This is a genomic window from Thomasclavelia cocleata, from assembly GCF_900102365.1.
GTDB lineage: Bacteria > Bacillota_I > Bacilli_A > Erysipelotrichales > Coprobacillaceae > Thomasclavelia > Thomasclavelia cocleata.
The window spans coordinates 1-17,790 of record NZ_FOIN01000022.1; the positions used below are offsets into that span (position 1 = coordinate 1).

At 29.5% G+C, this 17,790-nt stretch carries 19 protein-coding genes and 10 tRNA genes; 24 read left to right on the forward strand and 5 right to left on the reverse strand.

All coding sequences use genetic code 11. The annotated features are described in order from the left end of the window. From BMW96_RS08675 to BMW96_RS08690, 4 genes are all read left to right on the forward strand, one after another. The coding region (locus BMW96_RS08675) for an LPXTG cell wall anchor domain-containing protein (protein WP_143050729.1) at positions 1 to 564 on the forward strand (564 nt) is incomplete at its 5' end. A gap of 537 nt (positions 565 to 1,101) precedes the next feature. Beyond that, positions 1,102 to 1,635, forward strand: a complete 534-nt coding sequence (locus BMW96_RS08680) for a hypothetical protein (RefSeq protein ID WP_228762359.1) — start codon at positions 1,102 to 1,104, stop codon at positions 1,633 to 1,635. A 2-nt stretch (positions 1,636 to 1,637) separates the two neighbouring features. Continuing rightward, a complete protein-coding gene (gene deoD, locus BMW96_RS08685) occupies positions 1,638 to 2,339 on the forward strand; it encodes a purine-nucleoside phosphorylase (RefSeq protein WP_092354512.1) in 702 nt (233 codons plus the stop codon). Further along, entirely contained in the window at positions 2,339 to 2,962 is a 624-nt protein-coding gene (locus BMW96_RS08690; RefSeq protein WP_092354514.1) for an HAD family hydrolase, read from the forward strand. The genes deoD and BMW96_RS08690 overlap by 1 nt, the downstream gene beginning before the upstream one ends. A 14-nt stretch (positions 2,963 to 2,976) precedes the next feature. On the opposite strand, the gene BMW96_RS08695 is transcribed toward BMW96_RS08690, so the two are convergent. Then, a complete protein-coding gene (locus tag BMW96_RS08695) occupies positions 2,977 to 3,177 on the reverse strand; it encodes a DUF378 domain-containing protein (RefSeq protein WP_092354516.1) in 201 nt (66 codons plus the stop codon). Positions 3,178 to 3,264: 87 nt separating this feature from the next. Between BMW96_RS08695 and BMW96_RS08700 the strand changes: the two genes are divergently transcribed. Both BMW96_RS08700 and alr read left to right on the forward strand, forming a co-directional pair. Continuing rightward, a complete protein-coding gene (locus tag BMW96_RS08700) occupies positions 3,265 to 4,257 on the forward strand; it encodes a LolA family protein (RefSeq protein ID WP_228762360.1) in 993 nt (330 codons plus the stop codon). A gap of 97 nt (positions 4,258 to 4,354) precedes the next feature. After that, a complete protein-coding gene (gene alr / locus BMW96_RS08705) occupies positions 4,355 to 5,428 on the forward strand; it encodes an alanine racemase (RefSeq protein ID WP_092354521.1) in 1,074 nt (357 codons plus the stop codon). Positions 5,429 to 5,451: 23 nt separating this feature from the next. Here alr and BMW96_RS08710 read toward each other — a convergent pair whose 3' ends face one another. The 3 genes from BMW96_RS08710 to BMW96_RS08720 form a co-directional block, all read right to left on the reverse strand. Beyond that, positions 5,452 to 5,871 carry a hypothetical protein gene (locus BMW96_RS08710; RefSeq protein ID WP_092354523.1) on the reverse strand — a complete coding sequence of 140 codons (420 nt, stop codon included), beginning with the start codon at positions 5,869 to 5,871 and terminating at the stop codon, positions 5,452 to 5,454. A 127-nt stretch (positions 5,872 to 5,998) separates the two neighbouring features. Beyond that, a complete protein-coding gene (galE, locus tag BMW96_RS08715; protein ID WP_092354525.1) occupies positions 5,999 to 7,000 on the reverse strand; it encodes a UDP-glucose 4-epimerase GalE in 1,002 nt (333 codons plus the stop codon). Between the two features lie 121 nt (positions 7,001 to 7,121). Beyond that, the gene (locus BMW96_RS08720; protein ID WP_092354527.1) at positions 7,122 to 9,173 is read right to left on the reverse strand and encodes an elongation factor G; all 2,052 of its coding nucleotides are present in this window, start codon (positions 9,171 to 9,173) and stop codon (positions 7,122 to 7,124) included. A 277-nt stretch (positions 9,174 to 9,450) separates the two neighbouring features. On the opposite strand from BMW96_RS08720, the gene BMW96_RS08725 reads away from it, so the two are divergent. From BMW96_RS08725 to BMW96_RS08795, 15 genes are all read left to right on the forward strand, one after another. Beyond that, positions 9,451 to 9,526: transfer RNA gene (locus BMW96_RS08725), tRNA-Val, on the forward strand. Between the two features lie 14 nt (positions 9,527 to 9,540). Then, positions 9,541 to 9,616 (forward strand) — tRNA-Thr (locus tag BMW96_RS08730). A gap of 4 nt (positions 9,617 to 9,620) precedes the next feature. Continuing rightward, positions 9,621 to 9,703 (forward strand) — tRNA-Tyr (locus BMW96_RS08735). Positions 9,704 to 9,711: 8 nt separating this feature from the next. After that, positions 9,712 to 9,787, forward strand: a tRNA-Gln gene (locus BMW96_RS08740). 10 nt (positions 9,788 to 9,797) lie between these two features. Further along, a tRNA-Lys gene (locus BMW96_RS08745) sits at positions 9,798 to 9,873 on the forward strand. 17 nt (positions 9,874 to 9,890) lie between these two features. Beyond that, positions 9,891 to 9,979 (forward strand) — tRNA-Leu (locus tag BMW96_RS08750). Between the two features lie 5 nt (positions 9,980 to 9,984). Continuing rightward, positions 9,985 to 10,058 (forward strand) — tRNA-Gly (locus BMW96_RS08755). Positions 10,059 to 10,229: 171 nt separating this feature from the next. Further along, positions 10,230 to 10,889, forward strand: a complete 660-nt coding sequence (locus BMW96_RS08760) for a response regulator transcription factor (protein WP_092354529.1) — start codon at positions 10,230 to 10,232, stop codon at positions 10,887 to 10,889. Continuing rightward, positions 10,886 to 12,334 (forward strand): sensor histidine kinase, encoded by a 1,449-nt coding sequence (locus BMW96_RS08765; protein ID WP_092354531.1) that lies wholly within the window; start codon positions 10,886 to 10,888, stop codon positions 12,332 to 12,334. The genes BMW96_RS08760 and BMW96_RS08765 overlap by 4 nt, the downstream gene beginning before the upstream one ends. Continuing rightward, positions 12,321 to 12,995 carry a hypothetical protein gene (locus tag BMW96_RS08770; RefSeq protein ID WP_092354533.1) on the forward strand — a complete coding sequence of 225 codons (675 nt, stop codon included), beginning with the start codon at positions 12,321 to 12,323 and terminating at the stop codon, positions 12,993 to 12,995. Before BMW96_RS08765 ends, BMW96_RS08770 begins: the two co-directional genes overlap by 14 nt. Positions 12,996 to 13,067: 72 nt before the next feature. After that, positions 13,068 to 13,793: a M15 family metallopeptidase gene (locus tag BMW96_RS08775; protein WP_092354535.1), complete on the forward strand. Its 726-nt coding sequence runs from the start codon at positions 13,068 to 13,070 to the stop codon at positions 13,791 to 13,793. A gap of 54 nt (positions 13,794 to 13,847) precedes the next feature. Then, positions 13,848 to 14,351 carry a hypothetical protein gene (locus BMW96_RS08780; RefSeq protein ID WP_092354537.1) on the forward strand — a complete coding sequence of 168 codons (504 nt, stop codon included), beginning with the start codon at positions 13,848 to 13,850 and terminating at the stop codon, positions 14,349 to 14,351. 153 nt (positions 14,352 to 14,504) lie between these two features. Beyond that, positions 14,505 to 14,578, forward strand: a tRNA-Gly gene (locus tag BMW96_RS08785). Between the two features lie 2 nt (positions 14,579 to 14,580). After that, positions 14,581 to 14,656, forward strand: a tRNA-Asn gene (locus tag BMW96_RS08790). 1 nt (position 14,657) lies between these two features. Further along, a tRNA-Glu gene (locus BMW96_RS08795) sits at positions 14,658 to 14,733 on the forward strand. Positions 14,734 to 14,786: 53 nt separating this feature from the next. Here the strand turns inward: BMW96_RS08795 and BMW96_RS08800 are convergent. Further along, the gene (locus tag BMW96_RS08800) at positions 14,787 to 15,188 is read right to left on the reverse strand and encodes a hypothetical protein (RefSeq protein ID WP_092354539.1); all 402 of its coding nucleotides are present in this window, start codon (positions 15,186 to 15,188) and stop codon (positions 14,787 to 14,789) included. A 687-nt stretch (positions 15,189 to 15,875) separates the two neighbouring features. On the opposite strand from BMW96_RS08800, the gene BMW96_RS08805 reads away from it, so the two are divergent. Genes BMW96_RS08805 through BMW96_RS08815 form a run of 3 tightly spaced genes read left to right on the forward strand, consistent with a single transcriptional unit; the run spans position 15,876 to position 17,707 of the window. After that, positions 15,876 to 16,076, forward strand: coding sequence for a DUF1146 domain-containing protein (locus BMW96_RS08805; protein ID WP_092354541.1), 201 nt, complete (start codon positions 15,876 to 15,878; stop codon positions 16,074 to 16,076). Between the two features lie 45 nt (positions 16,077 to 16,121). Further along, positions 16,122 to 17,021 carry a stage II sporulation protein D gene (spoIID, locus tag BMW96_RS08810; RefSeq protein WP_092354543.1) on the forward strand — a complete coding sequence of 300 codons (900 nt, stop codon included), beginning with the start codon at positions 16,122 to 16,124 and terminating at the stop codon, positions 17,019 to 17,021. A 44-nt stretch (positions 17,022 to 17,065) separates the two neighbouring features. Next, positions 17,066 to 17,707 carry a M23 family metallopeptidase gene (locus BMW96_RS08815; RefSeq protein WP_092354545.1) on the forward strand — a complete coding sequence of 214 codons (642 nt, stop codon included), beginning with the start codon at positions 17,066 to 17,068 and terminating at the stop codon, positions 17,705 to 17,707. The last annotated feature ends 83 nt before the right edge of the window (positions 17,708 to 17,790 follow it).

Below are 17,790 nucleotides of genomic sequence, written 5' to 3' on the forward strand. Positions count from 1 at the left end.
TTACAGGCAGCAATAAATGGTTTAGAAGAAGCAGAAGTAGTAGATAAATCATTATTGGAAGCAATGGTAAATAAAGTATTAGGATTAGAAGAAGATAAATATATTCCATCTACTTGGCAAGCAATGTTACCAGAATTAGAAGCAGCTCAAGAAGTATTAGGAAATGAAAAAGCAACACAGGCAGAAGTAGATGAAGCATGTGATGCATTAACAAGAGCATACTTGAACTTAAGATTAAAACCAAATAAAGATTTATTGGCAGATTTAATCAATAAAGCAAATGGATTAAACAGTGCAAGTTATACAACTAATACATGGGCAGTAGTAGAAAATGAAGTAATAAAAGCACAAGCAGTATTAGAAGATCCAGAAGCTAGCGTTGTGGAAGTAAAAGCAGCAGAAAAAGCTTTAACAAAAGCTCTTGAAGGATTAGAACTAGTAAAAGCTGGAGATACAACAGCAAGTATAAAAACTGGAGATGCAGTAAGTATGATGTATTCATTATTAGGTTTAGCAGTTGCTTCATTAGGATTCTATGAAAATAAAAAAAGAAAACGTGAATAAAATATAATTTTATGTTCTACAAGACCCGTTAATAATGGGTCTTGTTTTTAGGGTTTTATATGTATACATCTGATATTGATTGGTATACTTTTTTTTGTTTTTGGTTTATAATAAATGATGAAAATGGAAATTATTTTGCTTAAATAAACTTTTAGATTTGATTACTTTGTTATTTAAATTAGTGCAACTAAGTTGATTTTAAGTGGTTTTTAATATATTTGATGTGTTGCTTTTTGTTGTTTTAACATTTGCCGATTAGATGGATTGAAAAGTTCATCAGTCTTAAAAAGTAATAGAAAGCAATACATATTTTTTGACAATGGCTATGATAATATATTTTATATCAGCTATGAATTTTTGTGGAAATATCTTCACTTATATAAAGAATATTTGATAAAATAATATTGATTTTAGAGTTTAATCATTAGAGCATTTTTGAGAAAGTTAAGATAGTATGTGTGGATATAGTACCTGCTGGTGACTTCGAAACATATATTTTGCCAGATATTTTCAATAAGTTATGAGTAAATAAATAAAATGCTTGTAAAGACAAAGAACTATGTGTATTTTGGAGATACAGGTGGAAAGGAATGTAAGGTTAATATGAAAAGAATAATTAAATTAGTGATAGTGATGACTTTATGTATGGTGATGATAGGTTGCCAGAGAAAAGAAAAGAATGTTTATACAGAAACATATACATTAAAATATTTTTATGTTGAAGGATGTTCTAATTGTGAATATTTTACTAAAAATGGTCTACCATTAATTAAAGAAGAGTTTGGAGATCATATGAAGATAATAAAATATGATATGGATGATCAAGAAACTGTCGAGGATGTTAAAAGAGCATATAATGAGATAGTTGATAATATCATTGATTTTAATCAGGATGATTATGGTTTTGGACCTTTTTTAGTTCTAGAAGATTATTTTGCACAACTTGGGGTTGATAATGTTGATGATTTTTTGGAAAATTTAATTAAAGCTATTAATGATAAAAAATTAGGTAAACCAAAAGGTAGTGATACATATTATTATTTTAAAGATGGTAAAATCAAGGAGGAATAAAAATGGCAACACCACATAATGAAGCAGCAACTGGTGAAATTGCAAAAACAGTATTGATGCCAGGGGATCCGCTTAGAGCAAAATTTTTAGCAATGACATATTTGGAAGATGCAAAACAGTTTAATAATGTTAGAAATATGTTTGGATATACAGGAAGTTACAAGGGAAAAGAAGTGTCAATAATGGGGTCTGGTATGGGAATGCCTTCAATTGGTATTTATAGTCATGAATTATATAGTCAGTATGGTGTAGAAAATATTATTAGGATTGGTACATGTGGTTCTTTTAAAAAACATGTTCATTTGCGTGATATAATTATTGTTCAGGGATGTTGTACAGATTCAAACTTTGCTTATCAATTTGAATTACCGGGTGTTTATAGTGCTATAAGTGATTATGGTTTATTAGAAAAAGCGGTTGCTCTAGCAAAGGAAAAAAATGTTAATTATCATGTAGGCAATATTTTATCTTCAGATATCTTTTATCATGCTGATAAAAACTCACCAGAAAAATGGGCATCAATGGGATGTTTAGGGGTAGAAATGGAATCATATGCATTATTTGCAACAGCTGCATATTTAAATAAACGAGCTTTAACATTGTTGACTGTTTCTGATTCTTTGGTATCTAAAGAGGAAACAACTCCTGAAGAACGTGAAAAATCTTTTACTGCAATGATGGAAATTGCTCTGGAGATTGCATAGTGAAACAGAAATTTGCTTTTTTTGATTTTGATGATACGTTAATTCATGGTGATTCTGGTAAAGCTTTGTTAGGATATTATTTAAAAAAGTACCCTTTAGCAGTATTTAGACTGCTAAAGGTGCCTATTTTATATTTTTTGTATTTAATTGGGTTGGTTAAATTTCAAACTGTTAAGTCCTCGTGGTTATTTCCGATGGATCGACTGGATGATGATGAATTAAATGATTTTTATCAAGTTTGTTTGGTTCCTAAATACTATCCTAATGTTGTTGCTGAATTAAAAAATAAAAAACAGCAGGGCTATTTAATCTTTATTTGTTCTGCCTCTATTGAAGGGTATCTTCGTTTTTGTAAATTACCAGTTGATGGTATTTTAGGTACAAAGACAGAAATTAAAAATGGAAAATATACTAGTAAAATGATTGGTAAGAATTGTAAAAATGAAGAAAAAGTTTTACGCTTAAATAACATTATTAACGAATTAAATTTAGAAATTGATTATGAAAATTCGTATGCATATTCTGATTCTTTTCATGATATTCCAATGTTAAAAATGGTAAAAAATAGAATTAAAATAAATAAAAAAAATGGAGAGATGACCCCATTTATCATTGAAGAGTAGGTAACTGCTCTTTATTATTTTGTATCTAAATCTACAAATAACAGCATGATGTTGATAATACCAGCAATACCTACTAGAATATAGATTAACATTGATAAGAAACTATCAACACCAAATAATGAATCGACTAGGTTGAAATTAAATAGACCAATCAACCCCCAGTTTATAGCACCAATTATTGTTAATGCTAAGGAAATTTTTTGTATTATATTCATTATTTTCATCCTCCTTATTAAAGTGTATCCAAGATTAATATCTTTATACATATTATTGATATTTAAACATATTTTATTATTGGGGGTGTGATTTTGAAAAAAATTTATATTGGTATTGCAGTAGCAGTTGCATTAGTTATAGCATCGTTAATATTTTTTAAGTTTAAGGATAATTCTTTAGATAAGACGATTGATAAAGTTAAAGCTTATGATAAATATATGCTTACATGTAATATGGAAATGGTAGAGAATGATGAATTGAAAAGTTATTTAGTAAATGTAAGCTATTTAAAAGAAAAGAAGAATGAATATTATAAAGTAGAATTATATGATAAATCCTTAAATCAATCACAAATTATTGTAAAGAATCCTGATGGGGTGTTTGTTTTAACACCTACCTTAAATCAAATTTTTAAGTTTCAAAGTGAATGGCCTAATAATTCCCCTAAACCATATATTTATCAATCTTTAATAGAGTTTTTAGAAAAAGGAGAAGTAGAAAAAATAAAAACAGGTTATCAGGTTAAATCTCAAGTTACTTATCCTAATGACTCAAGAATCGTTAGTCAGGAAATGATTTTTGATAAAACATTAGCACCAAAGCAAGTAACAGTATTGGATAAAGATGATGCAGAAATCATTACAGCAAATTTCACAGATTTTAAAACTGATGTTAAATTAAATCAGGAGAGTTTTGATGAAAAGAAGGTTCTTGAAAAAAGTACTAGTGAGTACTCAAATGTTTCTAGTGAATTACCTTTATATCCAATTGCTTTAATGGGAAGTTCTTTAAATAGTGAAAAGGTATCAACGATTGATGGAACTACAAATCATATTTTAAAGTTTACTGGTGATAAGAATTTTACAGTTGTAGAGACACCAGTAGTAGCAACTGATGAAATTAATATTGAAGTAGTAACTGGTGAGGTAATAGATCTTGTTGATGGTGTAGCGTTTTATAATGAAGGTCAATTAATGATGATGAAATCTGGTATTTTATGTAAAGTCTATTCTGAAGATTTAAGTAAAGATGAAATGGTTAGTGTTATTAGTAGTATGCAAACATCTAGTTTGAAATAGAGGCGTTGCCTCTACTTACATATTTATCAAAATAATAAAGGAGATAATTGAAATATTATATTGATTGGATTATACTATGACAGTATGGAGGGTTAGTATGAGTTTATATCGTGATACATATGCAGTAGTTAATTTGAAGTATTTAAAACAAAATGTTGAAATGATCTATCAAAAATTTAAACGACCTTTAATGGCGGTGATAAAAGCAGATGCTTATGGTCATGGTTATAAAGAAGTTGCTAGTTATATAAAAGATTTAGATTATATAGAAATGTTTGCTGTTGCGACATTACCTGAAGCGATTGAATTAAGGGAATTAGGAATAAAAAAAGGAATTTTAATTTTGGGAGCTGTACCAACAACTAAAGAAGAAATAGAACTGGCAATCAGTTATGATGTTTCTTTAACAATGATTTCTTTGGAATATATGCATCTTTTACAAACATTAATTGATGATGAACCATTAAAAATTCATATAAAAATAGATACAGGGATGCATCGAATAGGTTTGACTAGAAAAGAAGAGTTAGAAGAAATGCTAGAAACAATTGATTGTACAAAATTTATTTTAGAAGGGGTTTTTACTCATTATGCTACAGCTGATGGAGAAATAGAGGCTTTTGAAAAACAGCAGACTATGTTTTATGATTTAGTTGATTATCATAAATTTAAGTATATTCATTGCTGTAATAGTGCAGCAATGGCATATCATGAAGATACTGGATCTAATCTAGGGAGAATTGGGATTGTTATGTATGGTATAGATCCAGCTGGTAATGAATCTAAAGAGTATAAACAAGCTATGTCATTATATACAAAAGTTTCAATGGTAAAAAAAATCAAAGCAGGTCAAAGAGTTGGTTATGGTTTAACTTATACAGCTGATCAAGATGAATATATTGCTACTTTACCAATTGGTTATGCAGATGGAATAATTAGAAAAAATCAAGGACGTAAAGTCTATATTAATGGCTCTTATTTTGAGATTGTTGGCAGAGTTTGTATGGATCAAATGATGGTAAGGGTTGATGAGAATATCAAAGCTGGAGATAAAGTAGAAATTTTTGGTGAGCATGTTAGTTTAGCGAGTATGGCAAAAGAGCTGGATACTATTTCTTATGAGATAATTTGTTTAATTTCGAAAAGGGTGGAACGTATATATATAAAATAAAAAATCAGCATTTAGCTGATTTTTTATTTGAATAATTGAGCAAGTCGATAATATGATAATGCTCCTGTTTTAGTTGTAGATATTTTTCCGTCTTTATAGACTATTGTTTGTGGCACTGTTCCATTAGTGATATCAAGATCTTTTTCTAACCAAGTAGTGTAATCACTATCATTAGAAACGTCTACATAGTATAAAGACTCGCTACGATTTTTTTCTAAAAATGTAGTCATAGTATCTTGATAAGATAATGTAGCATTATCATTTTTATTACCAATTACTACTACAAAACTATCTTTATCTTTTACTTTTTCTACAAGTGCATTTTGGGTAATTGTTGTAAATTCAACATGAGTGATTTTTCGATAAATAAATAACCCTAAAAATACTACGATTACAATCCCAAAGATGCTAATTTCTCTCCATAATTTTTTTACTTTTTCCATAATTAGCCTCCATAACAGTACCATTATATAATACCAAAAAAAATACCTAAAAACAACATTTAATAAGAGGATATCAGCTAATCACATAATATTTTTTATAAATTGACAAAAAAAGAGAGTTATCTCTTTATTGTTTATGCTTTAAAGCGTAATTCCATGTATCTCGACACATGTCTTCAATTCCCTTTGTTGCAACCCAATCAAGCTCTTTTTTTGCACGAGCAGGATCTGCGTAACATGTTGCAATATCTCCAGGACGACGTTCTTTTATCACATAATTAATTTTTACATGATTTACCTTTTCAAATGTTTTTACAAGATCAAGGACACTATATCCAGTTCCAGTACCAAGGTTGCAAATATGAACACCAGGTTTTGAATAATGTTTGATTGCTTTAACATGACCAATAGCTAGATCAACAACATGAATATAATCACGAACTCCTGTTCCGTCATGTGTATCATAGTCATCACCAAAAACACCTAAGCATTCTAATTCACCAGTCGCAACTTTCATAATATAAGGCATTAGATTGTTTGGAATTCCTTTTGGATCTTCACCAATCAAGCCTGATTCATGAGCACCGATTGGATTAAAATAACGAAGCAAAGTTACAGACATTTCAGGGCATGCATGTTGAACATCGCTTAAAATTCTTTCCATCATTGCTTTACTTGTTCCATATGGATTGGTAGTTTCTCCTAATTTACAATCTTCTGTGATAGGAACAACATCTGGATCGCCATAAACAGTAGCGCTTGATGAAAAAACAATTTGATTAACATGGTATTTTTTCATCATTTTACTAACAATTAATGTTGTAGTCAGGTTATTGGTATAATATTCAATTGGTTTTTCAACAGATTCACCAACAGCTTTAAATGCTGCACAATGAATGACAGCATCTATTTTATTTTCTTTAAATACAGACTCAGTTTTAGCTTCATTTAAAATATTAAATTCATAAAATTTTACTTCTTTTCCAGTAATTTCTTTAATATATCCTAAAACTTCAGGTTTTGAATTAGAAAAATCATCAATTACGATTACATCATAACCTGCATTTAATAATTCAACACAAACATGGCTTCCAATATAGCCAGCTCCACCGCATACAAGTACATTCATTATATTTTCCTCCTAATATATGTTTTATAATAACACTTTTAACTTATAAATTAAAGATTATATCTCTTAATTTTATATGAAAATAACTGGGAATTAAATTATTACCCAGTTATATATTTTATTATTTACTAATAACTTTTTTAACAATATTATCAGGTGCAAACTCATAATCTAAAAATTCCATTTCAAAAAAACCTTGTCCTTGGGTAATGGAACGTAGATCAACTGCATAATTCATAACTTCGTTCATTGGAGCTTCTGCGACAATTTTGATTAATCCATCATCAAGAACATCACTGCCAATTACTCGTGCTCTTTTTGTATTAAAGTTACTCATTATATCTCCAGTATATTGTTCATCTACAATTACTTTCATTTTCATATAGGGTTCAAGTAAAACAGGATTTGCTTTAGGTATAGCCTCTTTAAAGCACATTGTTGTAGCGGTTTTAAAAGCCATTTCAGATGAATCAACATTATGATAGGAACCATCGATTAAAGTTGCTTTAATTCCCAGAACTGGATATCCAGCTAAAATGCCGCTTTTAACACTTTCGATTAATCCTTTTTCAACAGCTGGAAAATATGATTTAGGAACTGCACCTCCAAATATTTTTTCTTCAAATACATAAGGTTGACTATAATCATAGGTTGGTTCAAATGTGATCTCTACTTCACCAAATTGGCCATGACCACCAGATTGTTTTTTGAAACGTGTTCTTTGGGTAACTGTTTTTTTAATGGTTTCACGGTATGGGATTTTAATTTCTTCTAAAGCTGCTTCAACTTTGAATTTATTTTTTAATTTTGATAGTAAGACATCTAAATGAATATCACCAATACCATAGATGCATTGTTGCTTAGTTTCTGGGTTAGGTTTAAATTGTAGTGTAGAGTCTTCTTCTAATAATTTGTTTATTGCATTAGTAATTTTTTCTTCATTACTTTTACCAACTGGAGTAATTGCTTTACCATAATATGGTGTTGAAAAATTTATTTCTGGTATAATAATTTGATATCCTGCAGTACACAAAGTATCGTTAGTTTTAGATGTGTTTAGTTTAGTGACAGCACCAATATCGCCAGCGTGTAAACAATTGACTTCAATTAATTCTTTACCACAAGGTCGATATAATTTAGTGATTCTTTCACTTTCTTTTCTTTTAACATTATAAATAGAAGAACCACTATAAATAGTACCAGTAATAACTTTAAATAAAGATGTTCTTCCAACAAAAGGATCAGCAATAGTTTTAAAGATAAAAATACTAGTAGGTAAACTTTCGTCATATCCGATGATTTCTTCTTCGTGTTTATCTACATTTTCAACAATCAAAGAATTACTCATATCACCAGCCGCACTAAAGAAAGCGACCATAGAATTTAAAATTATTTGAATTCCAATTTGATCAGTTCCACATAGAACAGGAATTAATGTTTTTTCTATAACACCTTTACGTAATGCCCAAGATATTTCTTCTTTAGTAAAAGCTTCTTCATTAATATATTTTTCTAATAGTTCATCACTTGTGTTTGCAACTGCTTCATCAATCATATCTTTAATAGGTTGAATTTCGCTCATTAATTCTTTTGGTATTTCTATAGGTTTAGTTTGATTTCCTTCAAAAATACGTCCCTCCATTTTTGCTACATTGATATATCCAACCATCTTATTATTATCCATAATTGGGACTTGAATAGGGGCTATAGCTTTTCCGTAAGTATCTTTTAATTCTTGTAATTTTGTTGAATAATTATTATTAGGATTGTCCAAACCATTAATATAAATGATTTTTGCTTTATCTTTTGCCTTAAACATTGCTTGTTTTGTTCCTGCGTTGATACCCGATGATGATGGAACAATAATTAAAGCTGATTCACACACAGCTAAAGCAGCTTCACATTCTCCTGTAAAGTCAAATATACCAGGGACATCAATTAAGTTGATTTTACAATTATTCCATTCAACAGGAATAATGGATAAATTGACAGAAGATTTACGAATAATTTCTTCAATACTATGATCGCTTAAAGTGTTTCCTTCGCTAACATTTCCAGTTCGGTTAAGCAGTCCACTACGATAAGCCATAGCTTCGACAATACTTGTTTTACCACAACCAGAATGTCCTAATACTGCAACATTTCCAATTTCGTTTGCATGATAAGTTCTCATTAAAATAACCACCTTTCTATAAGTGAACTTCTTTCTTTTATTTTATCATATATAAATAAAAATTAGGATCGATTTAGTAATAAAAAGATAACGCTTACATTTGTTTTGAAGAAATTTCAAAAAAATTTTTTTAGTATTGATTAATTAAGGGAATTATGATAATATATTGCTTGCTTGAGTCGAGGGATGTAAAAATTAATATCGACATTAGTTAGAAAAGTAAAAAAAGTGTTGACTTTTGTTTAGTGAAATGATACACTTACAAAGTAACGTTTATGGAGGTTTAGCTCAGTTGGGAGAGCATCTGCCTTACAAGCAGAGGGTCAGCGGTTCGAGTCCGTTAACCTCCACCATTAAAAATAAATATGCCGGCTTAGCTCAATTGGTAGAGCAACTGACTTGTAATCAGTAGGTTGAGGGTTCAAGTCCTTTAGCCGGCACCATGATGGAGGAGTAGCGAAGTGGCTAAACGCGGCTGACTGTAACTCAGTTCCTTTGGTTCGGTGGTTCGAATCCGCCCTCCTCCACCAGCTATTATTGGGGTATAGCCAAGCGGTAAGGCAACAGACTTTGACTCTGTCATCTCCCTGGTTCGAATCCAGGTACCCCAGCCAAATATATAACGACCCGCTAGCTCAGCCGGTAGAGCATCTGACTTTTAATCAGAGGGTCAGGCGTTCGAATCGCCTGCGGGTCACCATTTTCAAGAAAATATTTGCCCAGGTGGCGAAACTGGTAGACGCACAGGACTTAAAATCCTGCGGACCTTAAAATCCGTGCCGGTTCGATTCCGGCCCTGGGCACCATTTTCGCGGGTGTAGTTCAATGGTAGAACTTCAGCCTTCCAAGCTGACTACGTGGGTTCGATTCCCATCACCCGCTCCATTTTGTAAATGTAGTGATAACACTTATAATAAATAGGTTGTAACGATTAAAGAATTTATTCTTTAGATGTTGCAACTTTTTTTGTTGGAGAAATAAAACTAATTTTGTTTAATTAATATTTATGATGTAAAAATGATGCAAATAAATAGTATAATAATAAGGGTGATAATGATGAATAAAATATTAATTGTTGAGGACGAAAAAGCAATAAATGAATTAATAAGAATTAGTTTAACTGATGCAGGTTATTTATGTAGGTGTGCATATGATGGTATGCAGGGTGCAGATTTAATTGAGGGTGAATCATTTGATTTGGTTTTGTTGGATATTATGTTACCAAAAGTAAATGGATATGAGTTAATGGAGTATATCCGACCATTAAATATACCAGTTATATTTTTAACTGCAAAAGCTGATGTCAATGATCGTGTCAAAGGTTTAAAAATGGGTGCAGAAGATTATATTGTTAAACCGTTTGAAATTATTGAGCTTTTAGCAAGGGTAGAAACAGTGCTTAGAAGATATGATAAAATATCACATTACTTATCAGTTTATGATGTTAGTGTTGATACTTTGTCGCGGGTAGTAAAAAAAGATGGTAAAATTGTAAATTTAACAGTTAAAGAATATGATTTGCTAGTCCTTTTTTTACAAAATAAAAATATAGCTTTGTTTAGAGATCGAATCTACGAATTAGTTTGGAAGGAAAGTTATCGTGGTGATAGTCGGACTGTGGATTTACATGTTCAGCGAATGCGAAAGAAAGTAGGTTTGGAAGATAAGATTGTTTCGGTGTATAAAATAGGGTATCGTTTGGAGGTGGATGAGTGAAATTTTTTTGGAAACTTTATTTAACGATAATGTTGACAGTTGTAACGTGTTTTAGTGTAGGTGGGTATTTGTTAATAGAAACAGGTTTTAAATCATCTTTACAAAGAGAGATTGAAATGGCATACCAGGAAAATGATATTCTTTTTTCATCTTTTATAAATGAAATATTTACTCTGATAGATGGTTATGTAGATGCTAAATATAGTGATTCTGAGAGATTTAGTATTATTCAAAATTCGGCTACAACTTTAAGGATTCAAACTTTTAATGGTAGTATTTCGTTTTGTTTGCGTGATAAAAGAGGTAAAATGCTCTACCAAAATGGTGGTTTTTCTGATGATGTAAGTTTGATTAAAGAAATTAAATCTGGAACTAGAGGTTATAAAATAATAAAAAATAATAATAAGTATAAGGTACATACTTTAAGAAAATTAGAGTTAGGGATTGAAGGTATAGATATGTATCTTGAGAATTCTCGTGATATTTCTTCTTTGTTTAATGATCGTAAAGATCAATATCAAACTTTTATATATTGTATAGGGTTGTTGTCTCTTATAGGAGCAGTGGTTATTTTTATTGTAACTAGATGGTTAGTGAAGCCGATAAAAAAATTATCTCAAGCAACTAAGCGGATTATTGCTGAAGGCTTAGATAATGAAATTGTTGTTACTAGTGATGATGAAATTGGTCAATTTACTAAAGATTTTAATACTATGACTAAACGTTTAATGGTATCAATGGATAAATTACAAGAAGCATTAAATCGTCAAGAAATATTTGTTGGTAATTTTGCTCATGAATTAAAGACGCCGCTAACTTCAATGATTGGTTATGGAGATATGCTTAGAAGTAAAAAACTTAGTGAAGAGCAAATTATTAGTTATTCAGATTTAATAGTACAAGAGGGAAAACGTTTAGAAGTTATGTCGATGAAATTGATGGAATTAATTGTTTTAAAAAAACAGGATTTTGAAATGGTAGAAACTAATATTGTTGATTTTTTTGATGAAATTAAGGCAATTGTTGCACCTATTATGAGAAATTCGAAAATTGATTTTAAGGTTTCGGTTGAACATGACGTTGTTTTAATAGAAAATGATTTGATGAAAACGGTTTGTTTAAATTTGCTTGATAATGCTAGAAAAGCTGTAATTGATAATGGAATAATTGAATTTATGGGAGTAAAAGATATTGATGGTTATCGTATTGTGATTAAAGATAATGGCTGTGGAATAGATGCTAAGGAAATTGATAAAATTAAAGAAGCTTTTTATATGGTTGATAAATCACGTTCGCGAAGTGCAGGGGGAGCTGGATTAGGTTTAGCGATTTGTGAACAGATAATAAAATTACATCATGGTAAGATGATAATTGAGAGTATAAAAAATCAAGGTACGATAGTAACTGTTTTGCTTAAAGGTGGTGAATCTGTTGCAAAGAATTAAAGTATTATTTACTGGAATTGGTGCAATGTTGTTATTGGTAATCATTGCTATATCACCAGTTTTATTATCTAAATGGAATGATAGCAGAATACTTGCTCAAGTCATAGTGGAAAAAATTAATGAAAAAGATATTTTATCTATGCATACAAGTAAATTAAGTACGGAAGAAAAAATAAAGTTATTATATGATTATAATTCAGAAATTCAAAATTATGTTTGTATTAAACAACTGATAAAATCAAAAGAGGATTATAATAAAATAAGAGAAAATATTGTACAAGAAATAAAAGAATTGCAGAACCTGCAAATCATACCGATTGTTGATTTAGATGAAACTTATGAAAATAATACATTTAATACAGTAACTTATGCTAAGGCTACTGATCCTGAAAGTTGTGTTGTTTTGATACAGGCAACATTTATCAGTGAAGAGGGTTATCTAGAAATATGGATTGATGGAAATGATAATAAAATTTATAAATATCATTTTATTAATTATGTTTTTAAAAAAGAGAATATAAAATCAGGGGCTGCATTAAGTAAAAAAGGTATAGTTGCTTATGGAGTGGATTATTTAGGATTATCAAAGGATGAAGTGTTTGAACATTGTACAATTGAAAAAGATATTGACCATACTTATGCTGGAATTATTTATTTATGATGCAACTTTGATGTAAAAATGTAACTAATTATATGCTTCCTTATTGTATTGTTTAAATATGGAGGTAGAAAGATGAAAAAGAAAATAATGGTTGCTATTGTGTTGATTGTTGGTTATGGATTAGGATTGAATTATGTAATAGAGCAAAAAAGTGTTGAAAGTCAGGAGAATGTTAAAAATGAAGTTACAAAGGCAAGTATAACTGAGGATAAAAATAATGAAATAATTAATGATGAATTATTAACATTGGTTAATTATAAAAATAAAGTACCAGATAATTGGCAGGTAAATTTGGTGTCTTTAAATGATCAACAGTCAGTTGACCAACGGGCTTACCAAGCTTTGCAGGAAATGTTAGATGATGCTAAAAAAGAGGGGATGAAAATAATTGTTTGTTCATCATATCGTACATATGATAAACAAAAGCAGCTTTTTATAAATAAGATTGGTGAATATTTAAAAAAAGGTTATTCGTATAATGAAGCTCAAGAAGCAGCGAGTATGTGGGTGGCAAAACCAAACACAAGTGAACATCAATTAGGGTTAGCAGTTGATTTGGTTTCTTATAATAATCAGCGGTTAGATAAAAGTCAAGAAAAAACTAAAGAACAGCGCTGGCTGATGGAAAATTGTCATCGATATGGTTTTATTTTACGTTATCCATCAGACAAAAGTAGTATTACTGGAATTAATTATGAACCATGGCATTATCGGTATGTAGGAAAAGCTCATGCTAAAAAAATTACTAGACAGGGGATTTGTTTGGAAGAATATTTAGATAATCTAAAAAATAGCTAAAAGTTTATATAAAATTCATATCTGTGTATAATATTATATACACGAGGTGAAAAAATGACTAAGAGATTTGAATTTAATGATAGTGATTTGGAGATAGAAAATAATGAAGTAAAAATTGATGATATTGAAACTGACAGAATAATAAAGAAAGATAAACAGCGTCCAAGAATAAAGAAAAAGAAGGTTACAAAAACCAAACATAAAACAACGGTAAAAAAAGAGAAACAAGGACGTTCTGTTTTTACAACGATTCTATTATTTTTATTGATTTTAGTTATTATTATAGGAATTTGTGTGGGTGGATATTTTGCCTATGAATATTATCAAGATCAACAAAAACAAATTGATAATCTTCAAAATCAGCTTGATGATTCAAAGAAAGATGATAATGATTATAAAGAAGACAAAAATAATATAGATAATAATGATTCAAAAAAAGAATTAGAAAGTGATAATAAATCTAATGATGGTGATGAACTAGATGATAGTATAATACCAGACAATTCTTCTGAGGATAATAATATCCCAGAAGATAATGAATACGAAGTTAATGAATAAAAATACCGTTAATGGTATTTTTATTTGTATTATTTTTAATGTGAAAAGAAAATGTTTGAAAAAATTTAAAAATTAATAAAAAAGTCTTGCAATAGTATCTATAAAATGTTATTATAGTTGAGCAGTAGTCATTAAGGGCACTGTTAAAAAGAAGCGGGTGTAGTTCAATGGTAGAACTTCAGCCTTCCAAGCTGACTACGTGGGTTCGATTCCCATCACCCGCTCCATTGCTTGAATAGCTCAGTTGGTAGAGCAATCGGCTGTTAACCGATCGGTCGTAGGTTCGAGTCCTACTTCAAGCGCCATGGCCTGTTGGAGAAACGGTTAACTCACATGCCTTTCACGCATGCATTCACGGGTTCGAATCCCGTACAGGTCACCATTTTAAACTGATCCAGGAATTATTCCTGGTTTTTTTGTGTTATAAAAATGTTACTAACAATTTTTTGTTAGTAACATTTGGGTAACTCCAATACAGTGGTTATTTAGGTTTCCTGCAATGTAATTTAGTAATTTTGCTTCTTTTTCAGAATAAGTTTTCTTATATCCATTGATATGAAACATTCGATAAGAATTTTCTATATAATTTAATATCCAAAGTAGTGATTCTTTAAAATTGCCATGAAATACTGGTTTTTGGAGTAAAGGGTAAAAACTAGTATTATTTATTTCTTGATAAAAATGATCAAGAAAAGTAGCATTGTTTTTACAATCAGCTGAAAAATTATGCAATCTAGTTTTAATGTCTTTATTTGGAGCAATGGAAATTATTAAGTCATAATTAGCTGCAAGGAATAGTTGATTATACATTAAGTTTTCTATAATTGAAGTATTCATTTTATCACCTGTTACAGTTTATGCACATTTATTAAAAAAATGAAAACTATTATTTTTTACTATTTGTATGCTTAATTTTTTGAGAAAGTTTAGATGTTGTTAAATTTCAAAAATGTTTGCTTTTATAGGGGATTTGTTAAAATCCTTGATTAGAAATATTAGTTGTAAATATTTTATTACAGTTATATTGATATAGTGAATTTTAGGAGTGTGACTTTTTTTTGGGATTTCTTTAATATAATTGCTTACAATAGTAGTAAGATACACTTTGATTGGAAATGGTTTTAATAAACGTATTATTAACTTTAGTGGTAGATTCTAATAATTTTTAGAATCTGCTTATAGATAATAACTAATTGTTTTCAAGGTTTAAAAATGTTGAGGTTTATTAGTGATATTTAGGATTAATTAAGGTGGGCTAATTACTTAGCTGGTATGCTTTAAATAATATCTTGTTAGAACATTTTTGAAGTGATTGGTATACATCCTAAAACAATTTTAGATGTTTTTTAATTAGCTTTGAGTAAGGAGGGATATTTGCTTTTGTGTAAATGTTTTTGTTATGATATAACTATGATATACTATGTCTGAGGTTAGGTGATAATATGAATGATAAATTAAAGGGGTTTTGTGTTTTATCAGGGAGAATGTTTGTAATAATGAAAATGATGATAGAGGTGAATCTTAATGTCTTATCAAATTATTAAGACTTTTGTGTATGTGGTTTCAGTGATGCTTTCAATGTGGGGATTAAGTTGTTTTAATTTTGATAATATAATTAGAAAGGCTAAAGTAAGAGAATTTTATTTATTTTTTTTAATAGCGTCATTATCTTTAGGATATTTGTTGGGATCGTTTATTTTAGAATTTGCTACAATACATTTTTAACATATTTTAAATTATATCTCATATAATTATGTGAGGTAATTGTATATGAGAGAGATAAGTGTAAAATTAGGAATTGTTATATTAGTTGGGGCTATTTTTTTATCAATGAATTATTATCAAGCTAAAGAAGAAACGATTCAAGGTAAAAAGGAGATTAAAGAAGAGCCAGTTAAAGTTGCAGTGACAATTGATAATAATGTTAATTATGTTGATTTAGATGATTATCTTTTAGGTGTAGTTGCTGGAGAGATGCCTGCTAATTTTGAAACCGAAGCTTTAAAAGCACAAGTAGTAGCTAGTCGAACATTTGTTTATAATCGTAATTTAAGTGTAGATAATACTACTAATAGTCAAGTGTATTTAAGTGAAGATAAGATGAAAGAGAATTGGGGTAACAAATACGATGAATATTATCAAAAAATTAGTACTGCTATTAAAGAAACAAAAAATGAAGTAATGAAATATCAGGGAGATTATATTTCTGCATTGTTTTTTTCATCTAGTAATGGATATACTGAAAATGTAGAAGATTATTTTGAATCAAGTCCTTTACCGTATTTAAGAAGTGTTGATAGTCATTGGGATTTAACAATAGATCCTAAAAATACTCGACAAGTATCTTTTACCAAACAAGAGTTAAAAGAAAAATTTAATTGTCAAGATATAAATTTTAATATTATTGCGTATAAAAAGAGTGGTCGAGTAGCGACTTTGAGTGTTGGTGGTAAAAACTATAGTGGTCGTCAAGTTAGAGAAAAATTAGGTTTATCTTCGAGTTGTTTTACTGTTGAATATGTAAGTAATAAGTATGTATTTACAACCAAAGGTAGTGGTCATGGTGTTGGAATGAGTCAGTATGGAGCACAAGGAATGGCTTTGGAAGGTTCTAATTATAAGGAAATCTTGAATCACTATTATACTAATATTGAAATTGTAAATAATTAGTATAAACCTTGTTTTAGTGGAAACACTACAAATGAGGTGAAACAATGAAATTATTTATGAAGCGTAATAGACGTGTTTTAGTTTTTGGTATGGTAGTAATGTTATTTTTAATTGGAGTTGGTGTGATCCAATTAGTTTTAAATCAATATCAGCCATTTAAAGATACCGCTGTTGTCAAAGTGGAAGATAATAAAGAAGATAAGATTAAAGAGGAAAAACCAACTGTAACGACTGAGAAATTATTAAAGCCTGTTAGTGATGATGTAAAAATTGTAAAAAAATTCTATGATGCATCTTTAAGTGATGCTGAACTGGAAAAAGCATTAGTATATTTTGAAGGGGTTTATCGACCAAATTTAGGTGTGGATTTTTCAAAAGATGGAAAAGCTTTTGAAGTTAAAGCAGCATGTTCAGGTACGGTAACTAAAAAAGATAATGATGCTTTACTTGGTTGGGTTGTAACTATAACTAATGAAAATGGCTTTAGTACTACATATCAGTCATTAAATGAAGTTAGTGTAGAAAAAGATGCAGTTATTAAACAAGGTGATAAGATTGGAATTAGTGGAGAAAATGTTTATGAATCTGAATTAAAATGTCATTTACATTTTGTTTTAGAAAAGGATAATCAGGCGTTAAATCCAGAATCTTATTTTGACCAAGATGTTACAAAAATAGCGGTATAATCAACCAAATGGCAATAATAGAAAAAATTATTGCTATTTGGTTTTATTTCGCTTTTAACCTTGTAAATATCAAAAATCATGGT

Excerpts from the sequence above, each read along its gene's own strand:
- alr (WP_092354521.1), top strand. The coding sequence starts at position 4,355 with ATGAGTTTATATCGTGATACATATGCAGTAGTTAATTTGAAGTATTTA.
- BMW96_RS08720 (WP_092354527.1), bottom strand. The coding sequence starts at position 9,173 with ATGAGAACTTATCATGCAAACGAAATTGGAAATGTTGCAGTATTAGGA.
- BMW96_RS08805 (WP_092354541.1), top strand. The coding sequence starts at position 15,876 with ATGTCTTATCAAATTATTAAGACTTTTGTGTATGTGGTTTCAGTGATG.
- BMW96_RS08815 (WP_092354545.1), top strand. The coding sequence starts at position 17,066 with ATGAAATTATTTATGAAGCGTAATAGACGTGTTTTAGTTTTTGGTATG.
- BMW96_RS08775 (WP_092354535.1), top strand. The coding sequence starts at position 13,068 with ATGAAAAAGAAAATAATGGTTGCTATTGTGTTGATTGTTGGTTATGGA.
- deoD (WP_092354512.1), top strand. The coding sequence starts at position 1,638 with ATGGCAACACCACATAATGAAGCAGCAACTGGTGAAATTGCAAAAACA.
- BMW96_RS08680 (WP_228762359.1), top strand. The coding sequence starts at position 1,102 with ATGCTTGTAAAGACAAAGAACTATGTGTATTTTGGAGATACAGGTGGA.
- BMW96_RS08695 (WP_092354516.1), bottom strand. The coding sequence starts at position 3,177 with ATGAATATAATACAAAAAATTTCCTTAGCATTAACAATAATTGGTGCT.
- BMW96_RS08780 (WP_092354537.1), top strand. The coding sequence starts at position 13,848 with ATGACTAAGAGATTTGAATTTAATGATAGTGATTTGGAGATAGAAAAT.
- BMW96_RS08760 (WP_092354529.1), top strand. The coding sequence starts at position 10,230 with ATGAATAAAATATTAATTGTTGAGGACGAAAAAGCAATAAATGAATTA.
- galE (WP_092354525.1), bottom strand. The coding sequence starts at position 7,000 with ATGAATGTACTTGTATGCGGTGGAGCTGGCTATATTGGAAGCCATGTT.
- spoIID (WP_092354543.1), top strand. The coding sequence starts at position 16,122 with ATGAGAGAGATAAGTGTAAAATTAGGAATTGTTATATTAGTTGGGGCT.
- BMW96_RS08710 (WP_092354523.1), bottom strand. The coding sequence starts at position 5,871 with ATGGAAAAAGTAAAAAAATTATGGAGAGAAATTAGCATCTTTGGGATT.
- BMW96_RS08800 (WP_092354539.1), bottom strand. The coding sequence starts at position 15,188 with ATGAATACTTCAATTATAGAAAACTTAATGTATAATCAACTATTCCTT.